The following is a 21,556-nucleotide window of genomic DNA, read 5'->3' as shown; positions in this document are numbered from 1 at the left end:
GGGGGGATCGGCGGCAGGGACCGGGAGACGTAAGGAGCGCGGAGTCCCGCTGGTCGATGACCTCGTGCACAGGGCGGTACCTCTCTCCGTCGCGGCAGGCGGAGCCGCGGACGTCGGAGAAGTTATCCCCGTGCCCGGCGGCCTCCGAGTGGGAGGCGCGATACGGAGGCGGGGGCGGCGTGCGCGCCGCTCACGGAGTCGGATCGCGTCGGTAGCGGTCGCTCGACCGTCAGTCCCCGCCACGGGTTCCGCGCCCGCCGCACCGGCATGCGGAGGCACCGCGGCGCCGCCGATAGAGTCGGCTCCGTGACCCTCTCCCCGCAGATCTTCACGCTCCCCTCGGCGGTGCAGCGGACCCCCGCCGCAGCTCCTCACCCGGGGCTGCTCCGATGAGGGGCATCGTCCTCGCGGGTGGTTCGGGGTCGCGGTTGTGGCCGATCACCAAGGGCATCTCGAAGCAGCTGATGCCGATCTACGACAAGCCGATGATCTACTACCCGCTGTCGACGCTGATGATGGCCGGGATCGACGAGGTCCTCGTGATCACGACCCCCGAGTACAACGACCAGTTCCGCGCCCTGCTGGGCGACGGGTCGAGCCTGGGCATGCGGATCGAGTACGCCGTGCAGCCCTCCCCCGACGGGCTCGCGCAGGCGTTCCTGATCGGCGAGGAGTTCATCGGCGACGAGTCGGTCGCCCTGGTCCTGGGCGACAACATCTTCCACGGCACCGCCCTGGGCACCGCCCTCGCGGCGAACACCACGATCGAGGGCGCCGTCATCTTCGCCTACCAGGTCGCCGACCCGCGCGCCTACGGGGTCGTCGAGTTCGACGAGCACTTCCGAGCCGTCTCCATCGAGGAGAAGCCCGAGCAGCCGCGCAGCAACTACGCCGTGCCCGGCCTCTACTTCTACGACAACGACGTCGTGGCGATCGCGAAGACGATCACGCCCTCGGCCCGCGGCGAGCTCGAGATCTCGACGATCAACGAGCGCTACCTCGAGGCGGGGCGGCTGAACGTCCAGGTGCTCGACCGGGGAACGGCCTGGCTCGACACCGGGACCTTCGATTCCATGATCGAGGCGACCGAGTTCGTGCGCGTGATCGAGCAGAGGCAGGGGTTCAAGATCGGCTGCATCGAGGAGATCGCCTGGCGCAACTCCTGGATCGACGACACCCGCCTCGCCGAGCTCGCCGCACCGCTGGTCAAGAGCGGCTACGGCGCCTACCTCCACCGCCTGCTCAGCCTCGAAGGCGTGAACGCGGGCCGCTGAGCCCGGCCTCCCCCGACCTTCCCGACCTCCAGGAGAACCCGTGCGGATCCTCGTCACCGGCGGTGCCGGCTTCATCGGCAGCAACTTCGTCCACCTGACCCTGCGCGAGCGTCCCGACGCGCGGATCACCGTGCTCGACAAGCTCACCTATGCGGGCAGCCGCGACTCCCTCGCCCCCGTCGCCGACCGCGTGCGGCTGGTCGAGGGCGACGTCGCAGACGCCGAGCTGGTGGACCGGCTGGTCGCCGATGCGGATCTGGTGGTCCACTTCGCCGCGGAGTCGCACAACGACAACTCGCTGCACGACCCGACGCCCTTCCTCGCGACGAACGTCATCGGCACCTTCGCGCTCCTGCAGGCGGTGCGCGCGCACGACGTGCGGTACCACCACATCTCGACGGACGAGGTGTACGGCGACCTCGAGCTCGAGGACCCCGCGCGCTTCACCGAGCACACCCCCTACAACCCCTCCAGCCCCTACTCCTCGACCAAGGCAGCCAGCGACCTCCTCGTGCGCGCCTGGGTGCGCTCCTTCGGCGTGCGCGCCACGATCTCCAACTGCTCCAACAACTACGGCCCCTACCAGCACGTCGAGAAGTTCATCCCCCGCCAGATCACCAACGCCATCGACGGCATTCGCCCCAAGCTCTACGGCACCGGCGCCAACGTCCGCGACTGGATCCACGTCGACGACCACAACACCGGCGTCTGGGCCATCATCGACCGCGGCGAGATCGGCGAGACCTACCTCATCGGCGCCGACGGCGAGAAGAGCAACCTCGACGTCGTCACCCGCATCCTCACCGCCTTCGGACAACCCGAGGACGCCTTCGACCACGTCACCGACCGCGCCGGACACGACCTCCGCTACGCCATCGACTCCACCCGCCTGCGCACCGAACTCGACTGGCGCCCCCGCTACACCGACTTCGACGCCGGACTCGCCGCCACCATCGACTGGTACCGCGCCAACGAGGACTGGTGGCGCCCCGCGAAGGCCGCCACCGAGGAGAAGTACTCCGCTCAGGCCTGAGGCGGCCCGCCGGCGGGGATCAGTGCGGACCGACTCCGGTCGACACCCGGCCGGAGGGCCGCGGAGAGTCGCACGGGCCGGGCGTCCGCTTCGCGCGGGACCGACCGGACAGGACGATGCGGAGCAGCTGCAGTGGCTCGAGGAGGTAGCGGGCCGCGAGCCGGCGCGGGTCGCGCGCCAGGCGGAACAGCCACTCCACGCCCAGGGCGCCCATCCACCGCGGGGCGAGCGCCTGCGTGCCGGCGATGTAGTCGAGGCAGCCCCCCCACGTTCGCGAACGCCGCCCGCGGGGCGAGGTCCCGGTTCTCCAGGATCCAGCGCTCCTGGCGGGGCATGCCCATCCCGACCAGGACGAGATCGGCACGGGCGAGCGACTCGGCGAGCGGCCGCTCCTCGCCGATGCCGTGCCACTGCTGGTCGAATCCGTCGTACGCGAGCCAGGTCATCCGGGACGTGCGGGCGGCGACCGCCTCCGCCGCTTTGGGCGAGCGCTCCGGCGTGCCCCCCACGGCGACCACCACGAGAGGCTCGTCGTCCTCGATCGGCGCGAACAGCCAGTCGGTGCTGTGTAGAAGGCTTCGCCGACGTCCGTCCAAGAGCCCGCGCCGCCCGCGGTGAGAGAGAGGCTCTGATCGCTGGGCCAGCCGACCTCCCCGACCGAGCAGTGCACCCCGTACCGCCGGCACCACTGCCCGAAGGTCGTCACCGCCGCCACGAAGACATGCTCGTCGGTGCCGCCCTGCTTGTCCGAGCGCAGGGTCGTGCCCGTGCCGCCGGGGTAGAAGTGCTGCGAGTACACGGTCCGGTCCAGCGGGTCCTGGATCCACGGCCCGTCGGGTGCGATCGCGGCGACCGTGCCCGTCGTCGCCTCCCGCATCCCCTCGACCCAGATCGTGTGCCGATCGCCGGTTCCCCGGACGGCGGACACCACGGCCTGCGTGTAGGCCTTGTAGGTCTCGACGGGGACCAGCGACCGCTTCACCTCGTTGAAGAGGTCGTAGGCGGCGATGCGTCCGTCGTTCTGGAACTCCGCCGCGAGCAGGGTCCAGACCCTCTGCGCCTGGGATACCGAGAGCCCGGATCCGAACCAGACGGTCCCCTCGGGCAGATCGCCCTGGCTCGCCGGATAAGTGCCGTTGTTGTGCAGGTCGAGCACGACCCGCATGCCGGCGGCGCCGATGGCGGCGATCTCGGTCCGGAGCAGCGCGACCGCCGCCGGATCGAGCCCCTTCGCCAGAGCGTCGTCGGTGCTCTCCCCGTCGGCCTGCGGCTGCAGGAGCGACCAGGGCACCGCGAGCCGGACCAGGGTGAGCCCGCGGTCCGCCAGGAACTCGTAGCTCTCGGCCGGATTCCCGGCGGTGCAGTCGACTCCGACGTCGACGCGCGACTGCAGATCGAACACGTTGACGCCGCGGAGGTAGGACCGGCCGCCCAGGTAGTCGTCGACCGAGCCGATGGCAGGCGCGGGCGACGCGGAAACGGACGACGGCGCGCAGGCCACGGGAGCAGTTCCGTCGCTCCGCTCGAGGAGCCGCACGGCGACTACGACGAGGGCCGCGACCACCACGACGGCCAGGACGATCAGCAGCGGGCGGCGGAGCCGACGGCGCGGCCGATCGCGTGCAGCGGCGATGCGAGCCTCCCGAGCCTGCCTGCCCGGTGCGGCCACCGGATCGCCGCTGAGGCTAGCAGAGCTCCGCGACGCCTCAGCGCACCGCCACCGTCGCGCGGTCGCGGCCGGTGAGGTCGCGCTGCGTGGTCGCTCCGCGCCAGCCGTCGGCAGTGAGCAGGGCGCGGATATCGGCGCCCTGCAGCTCGCCGTGCTCCATCACCAGCACTCCCCCGGAGCGGAGCAGGCGGAGGGCGGTCGCCGAGAGCGAGCGGACGACGTCCAGGCCGTCCTCGCCGCCGTAGAGCGCCGAGGGCGGGTCGAACAGGCGCACCTCCGGGTCGCGCGGGACGGCGGCGGCCGGGATGTAGGGCGGGTTGGAGACGACGACGGAGACGGTGCCGTCCAGCTCGGGAAGTGCCCGGGCGAGGTCGTCGAAGACGATGCGGGCGTTCTCGAGCCCGAGCCGCTCGCGGTTGCCGCGGGCCCAGATGAACGCCTCGGGAGCGTTCTCCACGCCGATCACGCGCGCGTGCGGCACCTCGTGCGCGAGCGCGAGCGCCAGGGCTCCGCTGCCCGTGCCGAGGTCGACGGCGATCGGCTCCGGATCGACGACCGCTCGGAGCGCGTCGATCGCGATCTGCGCGACGCCCTCGGTCTCGGGTCGCGGGACGAACACGCCGGGTCCGACCGCGAGCTCGAGCGAGCGGAACGGCGCGATCCCGGTGATGTGCTGCAGGGGCTCGCGAGCCGACCGGCGCTCGATAGCGCTCGCGAACGCCGCGGCGTGCTCCTCGTCGACGCTCAACCCCGTGATGAGGCGCGCCTGCAGCCGGCCGCGGCCGAGCCCGAGCAGGTGCCCGAGAAGCAGCTCCGCATCGACGTCCGGCGTGGGGACGCGGGCGGCGGCGAGGCGGGCGACCGCATCCGCGAGGAGGGTGCGCGCGTCGACGCCGGTGGTCACGAGGGTCACGCCTCCTCGGAGCCGATGTCGGCCAGGCGGGCCTCCTCGTCGGCCTGGATGGCGCTCTCCACCACCGGGTCGAGCGCGCCGTTCATCACGCCGTCGAGGTTGTACGCCTTGTAGCCGGTGCGGTGGTCGGCGATGCGGTTCTCGGGGAAGTTGTAGGTCCGGATGCGCTCGGAGCGGTCCATCGTGCGGATCTGCGTCTTGCGCGCGTCCGAGGCCGCCGCGGCGATCTCCTCCTGCTGGCGGGCCAGGATGCGAGCGCGGAGCACGCGCATGCCCGCCTCGCGGTTCTGCAGCTGGCTCTTCTCGTTCTGCATCGACACGACGATGCCGGTCGGGAGGTGGGTGATCCGCACGGCGGAGTCGGTCGTGTTGACGGACTGCCCGCCGGGACCGGAGGAGCGGTAGACGTCGATCTTCAGGTCGTTCTGATTGATCGCGACCTCCTCGGGCGCGTCCACCTCGGGGAACACGAGCACGCCCGTGGTCGAGGTGTGGATCCGCCCCTGCGACTCGGTCACGGGGACGCGCTGCACCCGGTGCACGCCGCCCTCGTACTTGAGGTGCGCCCACACGCCCTGCGAGGGATCGGTGGCGTTGCTCTTGATCGCGACCTGCACGTTCTTGTAGCCGCCGAGGTCGGACTCGTCGCGGTCGAGGATCTCCGTCTTCCAGCCCTTCGCCTCGGCGTAGTGGAGGTACATCCGGAGGAGGTCGGCCGCGAACAGCGCGCTCTCGGCTCCGCCCTCGCCGCCCTTGATCTCCATGATGACGTCGCGGCCGTCGTCGGGGTCGCGCGGGATGAGCAGGCGCCGCAGCTTCTCCTGCGCCACCCGCAGCGACTCCTCCAGCTCGGGGACCTCCTCCGCGAAGGCCTCGTCCTCGCGGGCGAGCTCGCGCGCGGCCTCGAGGTCCTCGCCGGCCTGGATCCAGGCGGAGTGGGCCGCCTTGATCTGGCTCAGCTCCGCGTAGCGCCGGTTGACCTTCTTGGCGCGGGCGGCATCGGCGTGGAGTGCCGGGTCGGAGAGCTGCGTCTGCAGGTCCTCGTGCTCGGCGAGGAGGACGCTGACGGATTCGAACATGGGGTCCTGGCTTCCGGAGGTGGTCGGGGTCGGGCTCATCGCCCGGGGACGCGAAAACGTCCGCGGCCGCCCCCGGTGACAGGGGCGACCGCGGACGTCGGGGCGCTAGTGGTGGCCGTTGCCGTGGCCGGCGGTGGCCGGGCCGACGGCCGACTTCGAGACCTGCATGAGGAACTCGACGTTGGACGAGGTCTCCTTCAGGCGCGACAGGATGATCTCGAGCGCCTGCTGCTGGTCGAGCCCGGCGAGGGCGCGGCGCAGCTTCCAGGTGATCTTGACCTCGTCGGCGCTGAGCAGCATCTCCTCGCGGCGCGTGCCGGAGGCGTTCACGTCGACGGCGGGGAAGATCCGCTTGTCGGCGAGGTGACGGGAGAGGCGGAGCTCCATGTTGCCGGTGCCCTTGAACTCCTCGAAGATCACCTCGTCCATCTTCGAGCCGGTCTCGATGAGCGCCGTCGCGAGGATGGTGAGCGAGCCGCCGTTCTCGATGTTGCGCGCCGCTCCGAAGAACTTCTTCGGCGGGTACAGCGCCGAGGCGTCCACGCCGCCCGAGAGCACGCGGCCCGAGGGAGGAGCGGTCACGTTGTAGGCGCGGCCGAGACGGGTGATGGAGTCGAGCAGCACGACCACGTCGTGGCCCAGCTCGACCAGGCGCTTCGCGCGCTCGATCGCGAGCTCGGCAACGGTCGTGTGGTCCTCGGCCGGGCGGTCGAAGGTGGAGGCGACGACCTCGCCGCGCACGGTGCGCTGCATTTCGGTGACCTCCTCCGGACGCTCGTCGACCAGGACGACCATCAGGTGGACCTCGGGGTTGTTCTGCACGATCGCGTTGGCGATCTGCTGCAGGACGATGGTCTTGCCGGCCTTGGGCGGCGCGACGATCAGGCCGCGCTGTCCCTTGCCGATCGGGGCGACCAGGTCGATGATCCGCTGGGTCAGCTTGCCGGGCTCCGTCTCGAGGCGCAGGCGCTCGGTCGGGTAGAGCGGCGTGAGCTTCTGGAACTCGACGCGCGCAGCGGCCTCCTCGACGGTCTGGCCGTTGATCGAGTCGACGCGGACGATCGCGTTGTACTTCTGGCGGCCGCCGCCCTCGCCCTCGCGGGGCTGGCGGATGGCGCCGACGACCGCGTCGCCCTTGCGCAGGTTGTACTTCTTGACCTGGCCGAGGGAGACGTAGACGTCGCTGACGCCGGGCAGGTACCCGGTGGTGCGCACGAAGGCGTAGTTGTCGAGGACGTCGAGGATGCCGGCGACCGGGATGAGGACGTCGTCCTCGCCGATCTCGGGCTCGAAGTCGTCGCCGATCGCTCCGCCGCGGCGCTTGCGGTCGCGGTAGCGGCTGCGGCGGCCGTCCTCGCCCTCGGCCTGCTGGCCGTTCTGGGGCTGTCCGGAGCCGTTCTGCTGAGGAGCCTGCTGGCCCTCGGACTGCGCGGCGCGCGCGCCCTGACCGTTCTGCGGCTGGGACTGCGAGGCGGGGCTCTGCTGAGCGTCGTTCTGGCGGTCGTCCCCGCGGTTGCGGTTCCGGTTGCGGCGGTTGCGACCGCGGCCGGTGCCCTGCTGGTCGCCGTTCTGCTGCTGGTCGCCGCCCTGCTGCTCCTGCTGGTCGCCGGAGTCGGAGGAGTCGGCGTCGTTCTCGGCGGGCGCCTGCTCGGCTTGCTCGCTCTGCTCGGAGGCGCCCCCGCGGCTGCGGCGGCGTCCGCGGCGCTCGCGCTGGCCGCCCTCGCGGGAGGAGTCGTCCGACTCCGGCCCGTTGGGCAGCTCGATGTCGATGACGGGCTTCGCAGCCTGGTCGGCGTCGCGGTCCTGCTCGATGACGGGGAGGTCGGGGATCAGCGACTCGACGCCGGTCCCGCCGGGGATGTTGAGGTGCTCGCCGGCGGCGACGGTGCCGCTGGAGGCGCGGCGCGAGCTGCGTCGGCGGGGCGCGCGCTCGGCGGGCTCGGCGACCGGCTCGGCCGCCGCGGGGAGCTCGAGCTCGACGGGGGCCGACTCGGCGGCCGTCGCGGAGGGCTCGTCGACGGTGGGCGCGGCCTGCTCGAGGACGTCGGCCGTGTCGGCCTCGGTGCTCTCGACGGGCGTCGGCAGCTCCGCCGTCGCGTCGGTCTGCGGAGGGGACTGCTGGGCCACATCGGCCGGCTCGGCCGCGACGCCGGTTGCGTCGACGTCCGGGTGGACCTCTGCGTCGTGCGGACCGACCGCGTCGGCGATCGCGGCGGGCGCGTCCTCGGCGGAGGCGGCGCGCAGGTCCGAGATGGCCTGGACCAGCTCGCCCTTGCGGAGCTTGGAGGCGCCGCCGAGGCCGAGCCGCGTCGCGAGAGCCTGGAGCTCGGCGACGCGCAGACCGGAGAGGTCGGCGGTGAGGTCCACGGTCGAGCCGTGGGTGTTGACGTCTGTCACTGGAGAGGGTTCCTTCCCCCCGGGAACGAGTGCTCACCGGGAGAGCTCATCGACCGTGCGGTGCCATCGCGTGTTCTGATCCACGCGATGCTCTCGGCCGCCGGGACCGACTGCCGCAGAGAGCGAGGAGAGGGCCCGGAGACCAGGCGCCGGTCTGCAAGAGGAGCAGGGGCGCCCTTCACACGATGTGATGGCCGTGGTTGTCGGGACGATCCGTCGGACAGATTCCGCTCGTTACGCGGTTCCTCGGGATGCAGTCCCCACTGTAGCACCCTTGAAGTCGACCGCAAGCGTGTGCGCGCGCCACGGCGTGGGGGCCTCCCGCTCCACCAGATCCGCGGCGGCGAGGCGCTGTGCGGGGTCGCTGCAGAGCACCAGGACGCTCGGTCCGGCACCCGAGACGACGGCCGCGTAGCCGTGCGAGCGCAGCAGCGCGATCAGCGCTGAGGTCTCGGGCATGGCGGCCGCGCGGTAGTTCTGGTGCAGCTTGTCCTCGGTCGCCGCGAACAGCAGCTCCGGGCTCTGGATGAGAGCGGCGATCAGGAGCGAGGAGCGCGAGACGTTGAACACCGCGTCCTCGTGCGGCATGCTCTTCGGCTGCAGCGAGCGTGCCATCCGCGTCGACATGGTGTGCTCGGGCACGAATACGACCGGGGACACGCCGCGGTAGACCATGAGCTTCTTGGAGCGCGGGCGCAGCGGCGAGTCGTCGGCGCCGGAGGCGTGCGGCTCGACCCATGCGATGGTGAGGCCGCCGACCAGGTGGGCGCCACGTTGTCGGGGTGCCCCTCCATCTCGGTGGCGATGCGGAGGAGGTCGTCCGAGTCGAGCTCGACGACGCCCTCGAGCAGGCCCTTCGCGGCCATGATGCCGGAGACGATCGCGGCGCCGGACGAGCCCATCCCGCGGCCGTGCGGGATGATGTTGCGCGCGATCACCTCGATGCCGGGCATCTCCTGCCGCTGGTCGGCGAACGTGTACGCGATGGCCTGCACGACGAGGTTCGTCTCGTCGGTCGCCACCTCTCCCTCGCCGACCCCGTGCACGGTGACCCGCGCACCCGTGGCCGCGACGGCCGTCACGTCGAGCTCGTCGTAGAACGAGAGCGCCAGGCCGAGCGTGTCGAAGCCGGGGCCCAGGTTCGCCGAGGTGGCGGGGACCTTGACGTGGACGGTGCGGCCGACGGGAACCGCCGAGGTCATGCGCCGGCCAGCCCCAGCACATCCGCGATCGCGGCGGTGTCGACCGGGACGACGGTCGGCGTGATGTCCGCGCCGTCGGCCGTGCGGAGCGCCCACTGCGGGTCCTTGAGCCCGTGGCCGGTGACCGTCAGGACGACGGTCGCGTCCCTCGGGATCGCTCCGGCCTCGGCGCGCTCGAGGAGCCCCGCGACGCTGATCGCCGACGCCGGCTCGACGAAGACGCCGACCTCGCCCGCGAGGATGCGGTACGCCTCGAGGATCTTCTCGTCGCTGATCGCGCCGAAGTAGCCGTCGCTGACGGTGCGCGCGTTCAGGGCGAGCTCCCACGAGGCCGGGTTGCCGATCCGGATCGCGCTGGCGATCGTCTCGGGGTGGCGGACCGGGGCGCCGTGCACGATCGGAGCGGAGCCCTCGGCCTGGAAGCCGAACATGCGCGGGAGGCGGGTCGACTCGCCGCGCTCCAGCTCCTCCGAGTAGCCGCGGAAGTAGGCGGTGTAGTTGCCCGCGTTGCCGACCGGGACGATGTGGAAGTCCGGCGCGTCGCCCAGCACCTCGACGACCTCGAAGGCCGCGGTCTTCTGGCCGGCGATGCGGTCCGGGTTCACCGAGTTGACCAGGTGGACCGGGTAGTTCTTCGCGAGGTCGCGGGCGATGTCGAGGCAGTCGTCGAAGTTGCCCTGCACCTGCAGCAGCTGCGCGTTGTGCGCGATCGCCTGGCTGAGCTTGCCCAGGGCGATCTTGCCCTCCGGCACCAGGACGGCCGCGGTGATGCCGGCGTGCGTCGCGTAGGCGGCGGCCGACGCGGAGGTGTTGCCGGTCGAAGCGCAGATGACGGCCTTCGCGCCGTGCTCGACGGCCTTCGAGATCGCCATGGTCATGCCGCGGTCCTTGAAGGAGCCGGTCGGGTTCATGCCCTCGTACTTGACCCACACCTTCGCGCCCGTGCGCGCCGAGAGGGCCGCCGCGGGGATGAGCGGCGTGCCGCCCTCGCCGAGAGTGATGACCGGGGTTGCCTCGGTGACATCGAGGCGGTCCGCGTACTCGTGCAGGACTCCGCGCCACTGCTTGGCCATCTCAGGCTCCTTCAACTCGTAGAACGGACGTCACGGCGCCGACGAAACCATGGGAATGGAGGGCGGTGACGGTGGCCGCCAGATCGGATTCCGCCGCGGCGTGCGTGCCGATGACCAGGGTAGCGGTCGGCTCGCGCCGCTCCGCACCGCCCTGCTCCTCCAGCGGGTCGGCGCCGGGCGGGGTCTGCAGCAGGGTCTCGACCGAGGCGGCGTGGGCGGCGAAGACGCCGGCGATCTGGGCGGGCGCGCCGGGGCGGTCGAGCACCTCGAGGGTGACCTGGTACCGGGTGGTGACGTGGCCGATCGGGAGGACCGCGAGCCCGGAGCTCGCGCTGGTCACCAGGCGGGGGCCGCCGACCACGTGGCGGCGGGCGGCCGACACGACGTCGCCGAGGACGGCGGAGGCCGTCTCGATCCCGCCGGCGCCGGCGCCGTAGAACATCAGGTCGCCGGCCGCCTCCGCCTCGACGAAGACCGCGTTGTTGGCCCCGTGCACGGCCGCGAGCGGGTGGGAGCGGTGCACGAGCGCGGGGTAGACCCGCGCGGACACGCCCTCCACGCCGGTCTTGGCGTCGGTCAGCCGCTCGCAGATCGCGAGCAGCTTGATCACGTAGCCGGAGTCGCGGGCCTGGTCGACCTGCGCCTTCGTGATGCCGGTGATGCCCTCGCGGTGCACCAGGGTGACCGGGACGTCGGTGTGGAACGCGAGGCGGGCGAGGATCGCCGCCTTCTGCGCCGCGTCGTAGCCCTCGATGTCGGCGGTCGGGTCGGACTCGGCGTAGCCGAGCTCGGTCGCGCGGGCGAGCGCGTCCTCGAGGCTCGCGTGCTCGGTGTCCATCCGGTCGAGGATGTAGTTGGTCGTGCCGTTGACGATGCCGAGGATGCGGTGGAGCCGGTCGCCGGCGAGGCTGTCGCGCAGCGGCCGGATGATCGGGATCGCGCCGGCGACGGCCGCCTCGTAGTTGAGCTGGGCGCCCACCTGGTCGGCGGCCTCGAAGAGCTCGTTGCCGTGGGCGGCGAGCAGCGCCTTGTTGGCCGTGATCACGTCCGCGCCCGACGAGATCGCCGTGAGGATGTGGCTGCGGGCGGGCTCGAGCCCGCCGATCAGCTCGACCACGATGTCGGCGCCCAGGATCAGCGACTCGGCGTCGGTGGTGAGCAGGTGCTTCGGGATGTCGGCGGTGCGGGGCGCGTCCACGTCCCTGACGGCCACGCCTACGAGCTCCAGCGGCGCCCCCACGCGCTGGGCGAGCTCGTCGCCGTGGTCGAGCAGGAGGCGCGCCACCTGGGCACCGACGGACCCGGCGCCCAGCAGGGCGACGCGGAGGCTGCGGTACTCGATCATCGGGAGGTGGCCTTTCGTTCGATGCCGGCGTCGCGGCGGAGGAGGTCCTCCTCGGTCTCGCCGCGCACGAGGACGCGCGAGCGCCCGTCGCGGACGGCGACCACCGGGGGGCGCCCGAGGTAGTTGTAGTTGCTGGCGAGCGACCAGCAGTAGGCGCCGGTCGCGGCGACGGCGAGCAGGTCGCCCGGCCGCACGTCCGCGGGCAGGAAGTCGTCGTGGACGACGATGTCGCCCGACTCGCAGTGCTTCCCGGCCACCCGCACGAGGGCGGGCTCGGCCGAGGAGGAGCGGTCGGCGATCCGCGCCGTGTAGTCGGCGCCGTAGAGCGCCGGACGGGCGTTGTCGCTCATGCCGCCGTCGACGCTGACGTAGCGGCGGACCGCGGTCGAGCCCTCGGAGCCGACCGTCACGTCCTTCACGGTGCCCACCTCGTAGAGGGTGACGCCGGCGGGCCCGATCAGCGAGCGGCCGGGCTCGATCGCGATGTGCGGCACCGGGACGCCGCGGGCGGAGCACTGCTCGGCGACCGCGTCGGCGACGGCGGCCGCGATCTCGGCGATCGGGGTCGGGTCGTCGGCACTGGTGTACGCGATGCCGAAGCCGCCGCCGAGGTTGAGCTCCGGCACGGGGCCGTCCGCGAGCAGTGCCGCGTGGACGTCGAGCAGGCGCGACGCCGACTCCGCGAACCCGGCGGAGCCGAAGATCTGGGATCCGATGTGGCAGTGCAGCCCGAGGAACCGCAGGGAGGAGAAGGAGCGGATGCGGGCGACCGCGGCCGGGCAGTCGGCGAGTGCGAGGCCGAACTTCTGGTCCTCGTGCGCCGTGGCGAGGAACTCGTGGGTGTGCGCGTGCACTCCGCTGTTGACCCGGAGGCGCACCGCCTGCACGCGGCCGTGCCGCTCGGCCGCGGCTGCGACGCGCTCGATCTCGACGAGGCTGTCGAGCACGATCGTGCCCGCGCCCACCTCGACGGCCCTGTCGATCTCGCGGAGCGACTTGTTGTTGCCGTGGAGGCCGAAGCGCTCGGGCTCGATCCCGGCGGCGAGGGCCACTGCCATCTCGCCGCCGCTGGAGAGGTCGAGGTTCAGGCCCTCGTCGCGCATCCAGCGGGCGACCTCGGTCGAGAGGAACGCCTTGCCCGCGTAGTAGACCGTGACGCCGGTGCCGATCCGGCCGAGCTCGCGGGCGAAGACCTCACGCATCTCGACGGCCCTGCGGCGGGCGTCGGCCTCGTCCACCACGTAGAGAGGAGTGCCGTGCTCGCGCACCAGCTCGGCGACGGGCACTCCGGCGATCCGGATCCCGCCGTCCTCGCCGCGCTCGGCGCTGTCCGGCCACACGCCGTCGGCCAGGGCGTTCGGGTCGGCGGGCGTGTGCAGCCACTCAGGCGCGAGCGGATGCCGGGGGGCGCGGGCGCGGGCGTCGACGGTGTCCACGGGTGAGACCTCACAGGAGAGAGTGGGAGCGTCACTGCGGGGCGAGCGGGTCCGGATTGACCCCTGAAGCCAGCGATGTCAGTGTTCGGCCCGCGGAAGACGCCGGCACAGGGCTCCGATCCTACCGGTCCGGGGCGGCGGCGCCGCGCGGGCTCAGGCGCACGTGCCCGGTTCCTGCTCCGCGGGGTCGCTGAGGAACGTCGGAGAGAGCGCGAAGCTTGCGTTCAGCGACTCGTCGGCGACCTCGACTCCGGTCAGCGTCAGTCCGCGCGGCACCGAGTCCGCGATGCACACGGAGGACGGAGCGAGCAGGTCGCCGGAGACGGCGCCGAAGCGGTCGCGGAAGTCGGTCGCCGAGAAGGTCGCACCGGCGGCGGAGACCTCGGCCGGGGTCAGCCGGATGGCGCCGTCCACGGCCGCGAGCTCCATCCCCACGCCCGCGCCGAGCCGGAGGCCCAGCACCTCGACGGAGGCGGTCACGCGCACGAGCGGAGCGTCCAGGGTCACCTCGTCGACGGGAACGGTGCTGCGCTCGGTGACGAGCCGCGAGACCGAGGCCGCGTCGATCGCGACCGTGGTGCTGCCGGACTCGACCGCTCCGACGCCGCTCACCGGCACCCCGATCAGGGTCGCAGCGACGTCGCCGTCGAGCTCGCCGAACGTCACGTCCGAGCTGCGCAGGTCGAGCCGGTCCAGCCGCCCCGAGACGAGCTGCGGGAGCACGGCCCAGCCGGCGACGTCGACGTCCACCGCCCGGTCCGCGGGCAGTGCGAGCGCCTCGCGGAGGCTCGCGGCGGCGCGGTCCGCGACGGCGCGGCGGGCGAGCGAGTCGCCCACCACCGCCGCGACCACGAGCAGCACCAGCACCACGACGACCACCACGGCCGCGCGTCCCCCGCGCCGGCGCCGCGGCGCAGCCCCCGACGCGCTCACATCCGGTCCGGGGCCGTGACGCCCAGCAGGGAGAGCCCGTTGCGGAGCACCTGCCCGGTCGCCTCGTTCAGGCGCAGCCGGGTCGAGTGCACGGCCTCGACCGGGTCCTCGCCCTGCGGCACGACCCGGCAGTTGTCGTACCAGCGGTGGTAGAGGCCGGCGACCTCCTCGAGGTACCGCGCGACGCGGTGCGGCTCGCGCAGCTCCGCGGCGTGCGCCACGATGCGCGGGAACTCCTGCAGGCCGCCGAGCAGCGCCGACTCGGTCGGATGCACCAGCGTCTCGGGCGCGAACGGCTCGACGGGGACGCCCGACGCCGCGGCCTTCGCCGCGACCTGGCGGGTGCGCGCGTGGGCGTACTGCACGTAGTAGACGGGGTTGTCGTTGCTCCGCTTGGTCAGCAGGTCGAGGTCGATGTCGAGGGTCGAGTCGGCCGAGGAGCGCACCAGCGAATAGCGCGCGGCGTCCACGCCGACGGCCTCCGTGAGGTCCTCCATCGTGACGACGGTCCCCGCCCGCTTGGACATCCGGACCGCCTCGCCGTCGCGGAGCAGGTTGACCAGCTGGCCGATCAGGATCTCGAGGTTCACGCCCGGGGTGTCGCCGAACGCCGCGCACATCGCCATCATCCGGCCGATGTAGCCGTGGTGGTCGGCGCCGAGCATGATGATCGCCCGATCGAAGCCGCGCTCGCGCTTGTCGAGGTAGTAGGCGAGGTCGCCCGCGATGTAGGCCGCCGCCCCGTCGCTCTTGATGATGGCGCGGTCGCGGTCGTCGCCGAACGAGGTGGTCCGCAGCCAGGTGGCGCCGTCCGCCTCGAAGATGTGCCCGAGCTCGCGGAGGCGCTCGATCGCGCGGTCGACGGCGCGCGACTCGTGCAGGGAGTTCTCGTGGAAGTACACGTCGAAGTCGACGCCGAACTCGTGCAGGCTCTGCTTGATCTCGCCGAACATCAGCTCGACGCCGATCGAGCGGAAGGTCTCGGCGAGCTCCTCCTCGGGCAGGACGGCGAGGTCGCCCGGGTAGGCGGCCGCGACGCGCTCGGCGATGTCGCCGATGTAGGCGCCGCCGTAGCCGTCCTCCGGGGTCGGCTCGCCGCGGTGGGCGGCGAGGAGGCTCCGCGTGAAGCGGTCGATCTGCGCGCCGTGGTCGTTGAAGTAGTACTCGCGGGTCACCTCGGCGCCCTGCGAGAGGAGCATCCGGGCCAGGCTGTCGCCGACCGCCGCCCAGCGCGTCCCGCCGATGTGGATGGGGCCGGTGGGGTTGGCGGAGACGAACTCGAGGTTCATCCGGACGCCGGCGTAGGCGGACCCGGTGCCGTAGGCCTCGCCCGCCTCGACGATCGCGCCGGCCAGGGCGCCCGCGGCCGCGGCCTCGAGCCGGACGTTGAGGAAGCCGGGACCGGCGACCTCGACCGTGGCGACGCCCTCGACCGCGCCCAGCCCCTCGGCCAGCTCGGCGGCGAGCTCGCGCGGGTTCGCGCCGACCCGCTTCGCGAGCTTCATCGCGATGTTCGAGGCCCAGTCGCCGTGGTCGCGGTTCTTCGGGCGCTCCAGCACGACGTCCGAGAGCTCGACGCCCGCATCGCTCCCCCGTCGCTGCACGGCGTCGAGGACGAGGGCGTGCAGGGAGGCGGCGAGCTGTTCGGGAGTCACGGGGAGCGATTCTACCGGCCGCCGCGCCCGCGCCCCCCGTCCCTCCTGCACCGCGGGGCCGCTCGGCAGGGCGGCGTTGCTAGGGTGCGACGCATGCGCCGTCCCGCCGCCCTCCTCCTCGTCGCCCTCGCCACGGCGGCCCTCTCCGGCTGCTCCCCCGCGGCCGACCCGGAGCCGAGCGCGAGCGGCGCCGTCAGCGGCACGCCGATCCCCCTCGCCTGCGAGCAGCTGGTCCCGGCCTCGGCGCTGGCGGGCCTGTGGGGCGGATTCTCCCCGGACGACGGCATCGGGACCACTGCCGTCTCCGAGGAGATCGCCCAGTACGACGGCCTGGTCTGCGGATGGTCCGACGATTCGGGCGCCGAGCTGCAGCTGGCCGTGGCCCACCTCGACCCCGCGGTGATCGAGGCGCTCAAGAACGAGTTCTTCACCACCAGCAAGGCCGTCCCCACTTACGGCAAGCCGCCGGAGATCGAGGGCTACTACCAGGTGGCCGAGGGGCGGGGCGTCGCGGACGCCTTCGTCGGCGAGTACTGGATCGAGGCGCCCAGCGCCGCCTTCGTCGAGCCGGGGGACCCCGAGCCGCTCGTGCGGTCGGCGATCGGCGTCCTCGCCGACTGAGCCCCGGCGTCAGCCCAGGCGCACCGGCGAGACGTGGTCGTCGACGAGCGCCGCGTCGCAGTCGGCCTCCACACTCATCCCGGTCAGGCGCAGGTCCGTCAGGTAGCTGCTGAGGAACGCGGTGTCGGCCGTGTCCCGGCCGGACGAGATGCGCAGCATCGACCCGCGCGGAGCCAGCCGGGTCGCGTCCACGACGTGCCAGGCGCCGCCGACCCAGGCCTCCGTGACCGCGTGGAAGTCGCGCGGCTCGAGGCCCGGCGCGTAGACCGCCGTCACCCGGGCGGGGATGTCGAGGGCGCGGAGCAGCCCGGCGACTGTGTGCGCGAAGTCCCGGCACACGCCCTGGCCGCTCTCGATGACCTGCGCCGCTCCCCCGGTGCCGACCGTCGACCCGTAGACGTACGACAGGTGGCCGTGCACCCATTCCTCGACGGCCGTCAGCGCCTCGAAGCCCCGGGCCCGCCCGAACTCGCGCCGGGCGATCCCGCCGAGCACGTCCGCCTCGGCGTACCGGCTCGGCCGCAGGTACTCGACGAGCTCGAGCTCGCTCGGCTCGTCCGGAGCGCCGTGCCCGGCGACCCGCGCCCGGTACTCGACCCGCAGGTCGCCCTCGTTCCCCGCGACGCGGTGCACGCGGGCGCCGTGCCGCGCCGGGAACTCCCGCACCGGCACGTCCTGCCCGTCGAGCCGGACGGTGAAGGAGTCCTCGAACGAGTCGCCCGTGGGCGTCGCCGCCACCAGGAAGATCAGGTCGGTCGGGCCGTTCAGACGCAGATCCAGCGAGGCGGAGACGGTGCGCAGCATGGCTCCATCGTGGCATGCGCGAGGACCGCTCCCGGCGTCGGGGCCCGCCCCGCCCGGGTGCTAATGTGGTCAGGCACTCCTGGCCCCCATAGCTCAGGGGATAGAGCACTGCCCTCCGGAGGCAGGGGCGTAGGTTCGAATCCTACTGGGGGCACACCCGCGGTCCTCCGCTCTCCTTCCTCGTACACGGGCGCTCAGCTCCGGTGCTCGACGCCCCTCGAGGCGCACCCCTCCATCACGGACCGAGCGGCGTCACCCGGTGGGCGACCGAGTCCGACCGTGGCGCTCCTCACCCGGCGCTCCGACACTGCCGAGACAGCACGAAGGCCCGCGATCGTCGATCACGGGCCTTCGAAACGTTCACCACCGGCACTCGGCCGGTCGGGCTCACTCGTAGAGGTGGAAGGTGCCGGCGCAGTCGGCCGAGCAGAAGCCGTCGCGGCGACGGGCCGAGGCCGCTCCGCAGGCTTCGCAGCGGCGGCGTCCGAGCATCCGCGAGATCAGGCTCTGAGGCGCCGACGCGACCACCGAGACCGGGGTGTCGGGGCGCACGGGGGATCCCGTGGTCGAATCGAGCTGGATCCCAGCGGTGTCGCGCGTGGCGCGAAGCATCCGTGTTCCTTCCGATCGGTGAACCATGTGCGAGCGCTGTATTGCCAGTCCCTGAGATTCTGCGAAGGGCTTGACGCGGCTCGCGATCGAGAGGAGCCGATATCGACATCTGTCGGTCAGTCGGGATCGACCCGGGGAACGACGAACAGCCGCGCCCCCTCCTGGCGGAGAGAGGCACGGCTGTTCGGGCGTCGGGGATCGGTGGGCGGACGACGCCGGAGCTCATGGGAGCGGGGCGTCGAGCCCGGAACGACCGGGAAGTGGGCCTAGTACGCGCCGCTGGTGCTCCGGGTGTCGATCGGAACCGTCGGTGCGGGAACCGGCACCGGTCGCAGGGCGGGGAGCGAGGCGCTCCTGCCCGTGCGGAACGGCACCAGGACGAGCATGTCGGGAAGAACGACGATCCACAGGAGGACCGACAGCGCGAGACGCGCCCAGATGGAAAGAATATTGAGCATTTTTGTGCCGCCTTCGGGTGACGGTAGAGGTGAACTTCGCGAACAGGATCATCGGGCCGACGGGGAGAGAAGAGTAGAAATGCGCCACTGATCGCGCCTCTCCCGCCACGCCCCCGAGCGGTCTGTTGCTCCTCATTCGTCGCCCAGCGCCGATCGGATGGGTCGATCCCGCATCCGATCGACACACGGCCCGCCCAGTGCGTCCTCCTGGGAGCCGGGCCGTAGGGTGAGCGCGTGAAGATCCTTGTCGTCGAAGACGATCCAGCCATGGGTGAGGCCCTCGTCGGCGGCCTCGAAGACGCCGGCTACGAGGCCGTGCTGACCACGAACGGCATCGACGCGCTCGTCGCGTTCAGCAACGCCGAGTTCTCGGCCGCCATCGTGGACGTCATGCTGCCGGCGATGTCGGGCTTCGAGATCTGCCGCCGGATCCGCGAGCTCGGCCGGCCCACGCCGATCATGCTGCTGACCGCGCGGGACGCGATCGAGGACCGCGTCTTCGGGCTCGACGCCGGAGCGGACGACTACCTCACCAAGCCGTTCGCGTTCACCGAGCTCAACGCGCGGCTCCGGGCCCTCCTGCGCCGCAGCCCGTCGCTGATGTCCACCTCGATCGACGTCGGACGCATCACCGTGGACGGATCGAGCATCCGGCGCACCGCCGACGGCTCGCGCATCCACGTCAGCCCCAAGGAGCTCGAGCTCCTCAAGCTCCTCATCACTCCCGTCGGCTCCGTGGTGACCCGCCAGCGGATCCTCTCCGAGATCTGGGGCGGCGGCGAGATCGTCGACAACAACATCGTCGACCAGTACGTCAGCTACCTGCGCAAGAAGCTCCCGACCGAGGACACGGGCGTCAGCATCGTGACCGTCCGCGGCAAGGGCTACTTCCTCCGCCCGGTCGAGTAGCCCGTGTCGCGGATGAGCACGGCACGCCGCCGGGTCGGCGCGCTCTCGATCCGCGCGAGGATCACCGTGGGAACGGTCGCTGTGGCGACCGCCCTCTTCGCGCTCGCGGCGCTGCTCTTCTACCAGGTGGTCACCGGCATCGTCGACCGCAGCGAGCGGACGATCCTGATGTCGATCGAGGACGAGGTGCGCCGCGACATCTCGGCGGGCAACGTCCCGCGCACGCAGGGCTCGTCGACGGGTCAGCTGTTCCTCGCCCTCGCTCCCGACGGGAGCGTCAGCACCTCGACCATGCCCTCGCGCCTGAGCGGCGAGGTGCTCAGCGCTCTGGCGGAGGAGCCGGCCGACACCTCGCCCCGGTACGCCGACGTGACGACGGCGAACGGCAGCTACCTGGTCCGCTTCACGGCCATCGAGAGCGATCGCGGCGTCTGGCAGGTCGCCTCCGCCCGCGATCAGGCCGCGTCGCAGCTCGTCCTCGACGACTTCGCCCACGTGCTCGTCTACGCCGCGATCTTCCTCGTCGTCACGTTCGGGCTCGCCTCGTGGATCCTGACGGGCGCGGCCCTCGCCCCGGTGCGCCGGATGCGGGCGCGCGCGGATCAGATCGCCGCCGAGCCCGGGCAGGGCGACCAGCTCCCGGTCGTCGGCACGCGCGACGAGATCGACGAGCTCGCGGTGACGCTGAACGCGTTCCTGACCAAGCAGACCGCGTCGCTGGCCCGGGAGAAGCAGATGGTGTCGGATGCGAGCCACGAGCTCCGCACTCCCCTCGCCGCGCTCTCCGCGCAGCTCGAGATCGCCCACCACCGCGTCGACGATCCGGTCGCGGTCGACCGGGTCATCCTCGATGCGCAGAAGAGCGTCGACCGGCTCGTGCGCCTCGCGTCCGCCCTGCTCGACATCTCGCGCATCGAGAGCCGCACCGTCCGCCCGACCGCTCCCTTCGCCGAGCTCGTCGACGAGCTGGTGGGCGCCGTCGACCGCACCCGCCTGCTCGCCTCGGAGTCGGGGGTGGAGATCGACTACGAGATCGACGAGCGCGAGCCGGCCCGGCTCTACGCGGTCGCGTCCCAGGACTTCGGCCGGGTGATCGACAACCTCGTGAGGAACGCGATCCAGGCGATGAACGGCGGCGGCATGATCGTCGCCTCCCTCTCGCAGTCGGACGGGCGCCTGATGCTCAGCGTCTCGGACGACGGACCGGGGATGCCCGACGCCTTCATCCCGGTCGCCTTCGACCGCTTCTCCCGCCCGGACGACTCCCGGACCCTCGCCTCCGGCGGCAGCGGTCTCGGACTGGCCCTGGTGCACACCACCGTGCTCTCGGCCGGCGGGACGGTCGCCCTGGTCAACCGCTCCCCCCGGGGTCTCGCGGTCGACATCGTCCTCCCGCCCGTCGGCTCCGCCTGAGCCGCCCCGCCCCGGGAACGACGAAGGCCCCCGGCGGACCGGGGGCCTTCGTGGAGGATCGTCAGCGCGGGTCGTCCTCGGGGCGGACGGGCTGCGGCTGCGGGTCGCCGATCGCAGCGGGCGGCGGAGCCCAGGCCGTCTGCGGCGCCTCCGCCGGGGAGGTGCCGCCGTCGAGCAGGTTGCGCGCGCGGTCGACCACCTCGGGGTCCACGAGCACGGAGTAGCTTGTCGCGATCACCTGCATGGTCGAGGTGAAGTCGCGACGGCGGCGGTTCACGGCGTAGGAGGCGAGCCCGAAGAGCATCCCGAAGCCGGCGCCGAGGAGGACCGCCGCGATGAGGAAGGAGAACTCCGTCGTCGGCGAGAAGATGATGAGCAGGAGGCCCAGGAAGACACCGAGCCAGGCGCCGGAGGCCGCTCCGGCGAGGGCGACGCGGCCCCAGGTGAGCTTGCCGGTCACCCGCTCGACGCTCTTGAGCTCGTTGCCGATGATGGCGAGCTGGCGCACCGGGAAGTCGGCGCGGGCGAGCACGTCGACGGCGGCCTGCGCCTCCTGGTACGTGTCGAACGTGGCGAGGATCTCCCCGCGCGGGATCGTGGGGAAGGCCGGCCCTCGGCCGCTGAACGGCGTCTGCTGAGTCACCCGGACAGAATCGCACAGGCCACTTGAAGGTCTCTGAACGGATTCGGAGAACCGGCCGAGGGCGAGCCGGGAACGCTCGGCGTCCGC

General features: G+C 72.2%; 19 protein-coding genes, 1 tRNA gene and 2 pseudogenes. 6 read left to right on the top strand and 16 right to left on the bottom strand.

The features are described 5' to 3' along the window. The first annotated feature begins 389 nt into the window (after nucleotides 1-389). Both rfbA and rfbB read left to right on the top strand, forming a co-directional pair. A complete protein-coding gene (rfbA, locus tag C5C33_RS01390; protein WP_104232713.1) occupies nucleotides 390-1,274 on the top strand; it encodes a glucose-1-phosphate thymidylyltransferase RfbA in 885 nt (294 codons plus the stop codon). Nucleotides 1,275-1,314: 40 nt separating this feature from the next. Then, on the top strand, nucleotides 1,315-2,307 hold the full coding sequence (gene rfbB, locus C5C33_RS01385; protein ID WP_104223009.1) for a dTDP-glucose 4,6-dehydratase: 993 nt from the start codon (nucleotides 1,315-1,317) through the stop codon (nucleotides 2,305-2,307). A gap of 19 nt (nucleotides 2,308-2,326) precedes the next feature. Here the strand turns inward: rfbB and C5C33_RS19180 are convergent, their stop codons facing one another. From C5C33_RS19180 to argS, 12 genes and pseudogenes are all read right to left on the bottom strand, one after another. Further along, nucleotides 2,327-2,671: a WecB/TagA/CpsF family glycosyltransferase gene (locus C5C33_RS19180; RefSeq protein ID WP_219813756.1), complete on the bottom strand. Its 345-nt coding sequence runs from the start codon at nucleotides 2,669-2,671 to the stop codon at nucleotides 2,327-2,329. Then, nucleotides 2,637-2,816 (bottom strand): annotated as a pseudogene (locus C5C33_RS19175) (hypothetical protein); the annotation flags it as partial. The pseudogene C5C33_RS19175 and the gene C5C33_RS19180, both read right to left, overlap by 35 nt. Then, nucleotides 2,750-3,976, bottom strand: coding sequence for a glycoside hydrolase family 5 protein (locus C5C33_RS01375; protein WP_181136165.1), 1,227 nt, complete (start codon nucleotides 3,974-3,976; stop codon nucleotides 2,750-2,752). The pseudogene C5C33_RS19175 and the gene C5C33_RS01375, both read right to left, overlap by 67 nt. Before the next feature lie 37 nt (nucleotides 3,977-4,013). Continuing rightward, on the bottom strand, nucleotides 4,014-4,889 hold the full coding sequence (gene prmC, locus C5C33_RS01370) for a peptide chain release factor N(5)-glutamine methyltransferase (protein WP_104260199.1): 876 nt from the start codon (nucleotides 4,887-4,889) through the stop codon (nucleotides 4,014-4,016). Beyond that, entirely contained in the window at nucleotides 4,886-5,968 is a 1,083-nt protein-coding gene (gene prfA / locus C5C33_RS01365) for a peptide chain release factor 1 (protein ID WP_104232724.1), read from the bottom strand. Before prfA ends, prmC begins: the two co-directional genes overlap by 4 nt. Nucleotides 5,969-6,073: 105 nt before the next feature. Beyond that, a complete protein-coding gene (gene rho, locus C5C33_RS01360; RefSeq protein WP_104260198.1) occupies nucleotides 6,074-8,365 on the bottom strand; it encodes a transcription termination factor Rho in 2,292 nt (763 codons plus the stop codon). Between the two features lie 234 nt (nucleotides 8,366-8,599). Next, a pseudogene (gene thrB / locus C5C33_RS01355) lies at nucleotides 8,600-9,567 on the bottom strand (homoserine kinase). After that, nucleotides 9,564-10,640, bottom strand: a complete 1,077-nt coding sequence (gene thrC / locus C5C33_RS01350) for a threonine synthase (RefSeq protein WP_104260117.1) — start codon at nucleotides 10,638-10,640, stop codon at nucleotides 9,564-9,566. Before thrC ends, thrB begins: the two are co-directional and overlap by 4 nt. 1 nt (nucleotide 10,641) lies before the next feature. Continuing rightward, complete coding sequence (locus tag C5C33_RS01345) at nucleotides 10,642-11,985, bottom strand: homoserine dehydrogenase (RefSeq protein WP_104260197.1); 1,344 nt, start codon at nucleotides 11,983-11,985, stop codon at nucleotides 10,642-10,644. After that, nucleotides 11,982-13,421, bottom strand: coding sequence for a diaminopimelate decarboxylase (gene lysA / locus C5C33_RS01340; protein ID WP_104225560.1), 1,440 nt, complete (start codon nucleotides 13,419-13,421; stop codon nucleotides 11,982-11,984). The genes C5C33_RS01345 and lysA overlap by 4 nt, the downstream gene beginning before the upstream one ends. A gap of 153 nt (nucleotides 13,422-13,574) precedes the next feature. Further along, a complete protein-coding gene (locus tag C5C33_RS01335; protein WP_104262485.1) occupies nucleotides 13,575-14,303 on the bottom strand; it encodes an LmeA family phospholipid-binding protein in 729 nt (242 codons plus the stop codon). A 47-nt stretch (nucleotides 14,304-14,350) separates the two neighbouring features. After that, a complete protein-coding gene (argS, locus tag C5C33_RS01330; RefSeq protein ID WP_104260196.1) occupies nucleotides 14,351-16,009 on the bottom strand; it encodes an arginine--tRNA ligase in 1,659 nt (552 codons plus the stop codon). Nucleotides 16,010-16,102: 93 nt separating this feature from the next. On the opposite strand from argS, the gene C5C33_RS01325 reads away from it, so the two are divergent. Beyond that, nucleotides 16,103-16,630, top strand: coding sequence for a hypothetical protein (locus tag C5C33_RS01325; RefSeq protein WP_104260195.1), 528 nt, complete (start codon nucleotides 16,103-16,105; stop codon nucleotides 16,628-16,630). 9 nt (nucleotides 16,631-16,639) lie between these two features. Here C5C33_RS01325 and C5C33_RS01320 read toward each other — a convergent pair whose 3' ends face one another. After that, nucleotides 16,640-17,434, bottom strand: a complete 795-nt coding sequence (locus C5C33_RS01320; RefSeq protein WP_104232730.1) for a transglutaminase family protein — start codon at nucleotides 17,432-17,434, stop codon at nucleotides 16,640-16,642. Nucleotides 17,435-17,516: 82 nt separating this feature from the next. Between C5C33_RS01320 and C5C33_RS01315 the strand changes: the two genes are divergently transcribed. Continuing rightward, a tRNA-Arg gene (locus C5C33_RS01315) sits at nucleotides 17,517-17,588 on the top strand. Nucleotides 17,589-17,821: 233 nt separating this feature from the next. Here the strand turns inward: C5C33_RS01315 and C5C33_RS01310 are convergent. After that, the gene (locus tag C5C33_RS01310; protein ID WP_104246599.1) at nucleotides 17,822-18,046 is read right to left on the bottom strand and encodes a hypothetical protein; all 225 of its coding nucleotides are present in this window, start codon (nucleotides 18,044-18,046) and stop codon (nucleotides 17,822-17,824) included. Between the two features lie 266 nt (nucleotides 18,047-18,312). Continuing rightward, a complete protein-coding gene (locus tag C5C33_RS01305) occupies nucleotides 18,313-18,504 on the bottom strand; it encodes a hypothetical protein (RefSeq protein WP_104260194.1) in 192 nt (63 codons plus the stop codon). Between the two features lie 234 nt (nucleotides 18,505-18,738). Between C5C33_RS01305 and C5C33_RS01300 the strand changes: the two genes are divergently transcribed. Next, entirely contained in the window at nucleotides 18,739-19,413 is a 675-nt protein-coding gene (locus C5C33_RS01300; protein ID WP_258059273.1) for a response regulator transcription factor, read from the top strand. 12 nt (nucleotides 19,414-19,425) lie between these two features. Continuing rightward, on the top strand, nucleotides 19,426-20,826 hold the full coding sequence (locus C5C33_RS01295) for a cell wall metabolism sensor histidine kinase WalK (RefSeq protein WP_146076469.1): 1,401 nt from the start codon (nucleotides 19,426-19,428) through the stop codon (nucleotides 20,824-20,826). Between the two features lie 61 nt (nucleotides 20,827-20,887). Here C5C33_RS01295 and C5C33_RS01290 read toward each other — a convergent pair whose 3' ends face one another. After that, nucleotides 20,888-21,469, bottom strand: a complete 582-nt coding sequence (locus C5C33_RS01290; RefSeq protein WP_258069142.1) for a general stress protein — start codon at nucleotides 21,467-21,469, stop codon at nucleotides 20,888-20,890. Nucleotides 21,470-21,556: the final 87 nt, after the last annotated feature.

It is taken from the genome of Rathayibacter sp. AY1H3 (genome assembly GCF_002932015.1).
Note: the sequence above shows the minus strand (reverse complement) of the source record. Positions and strands in the feature narration are given on the sequence as shown.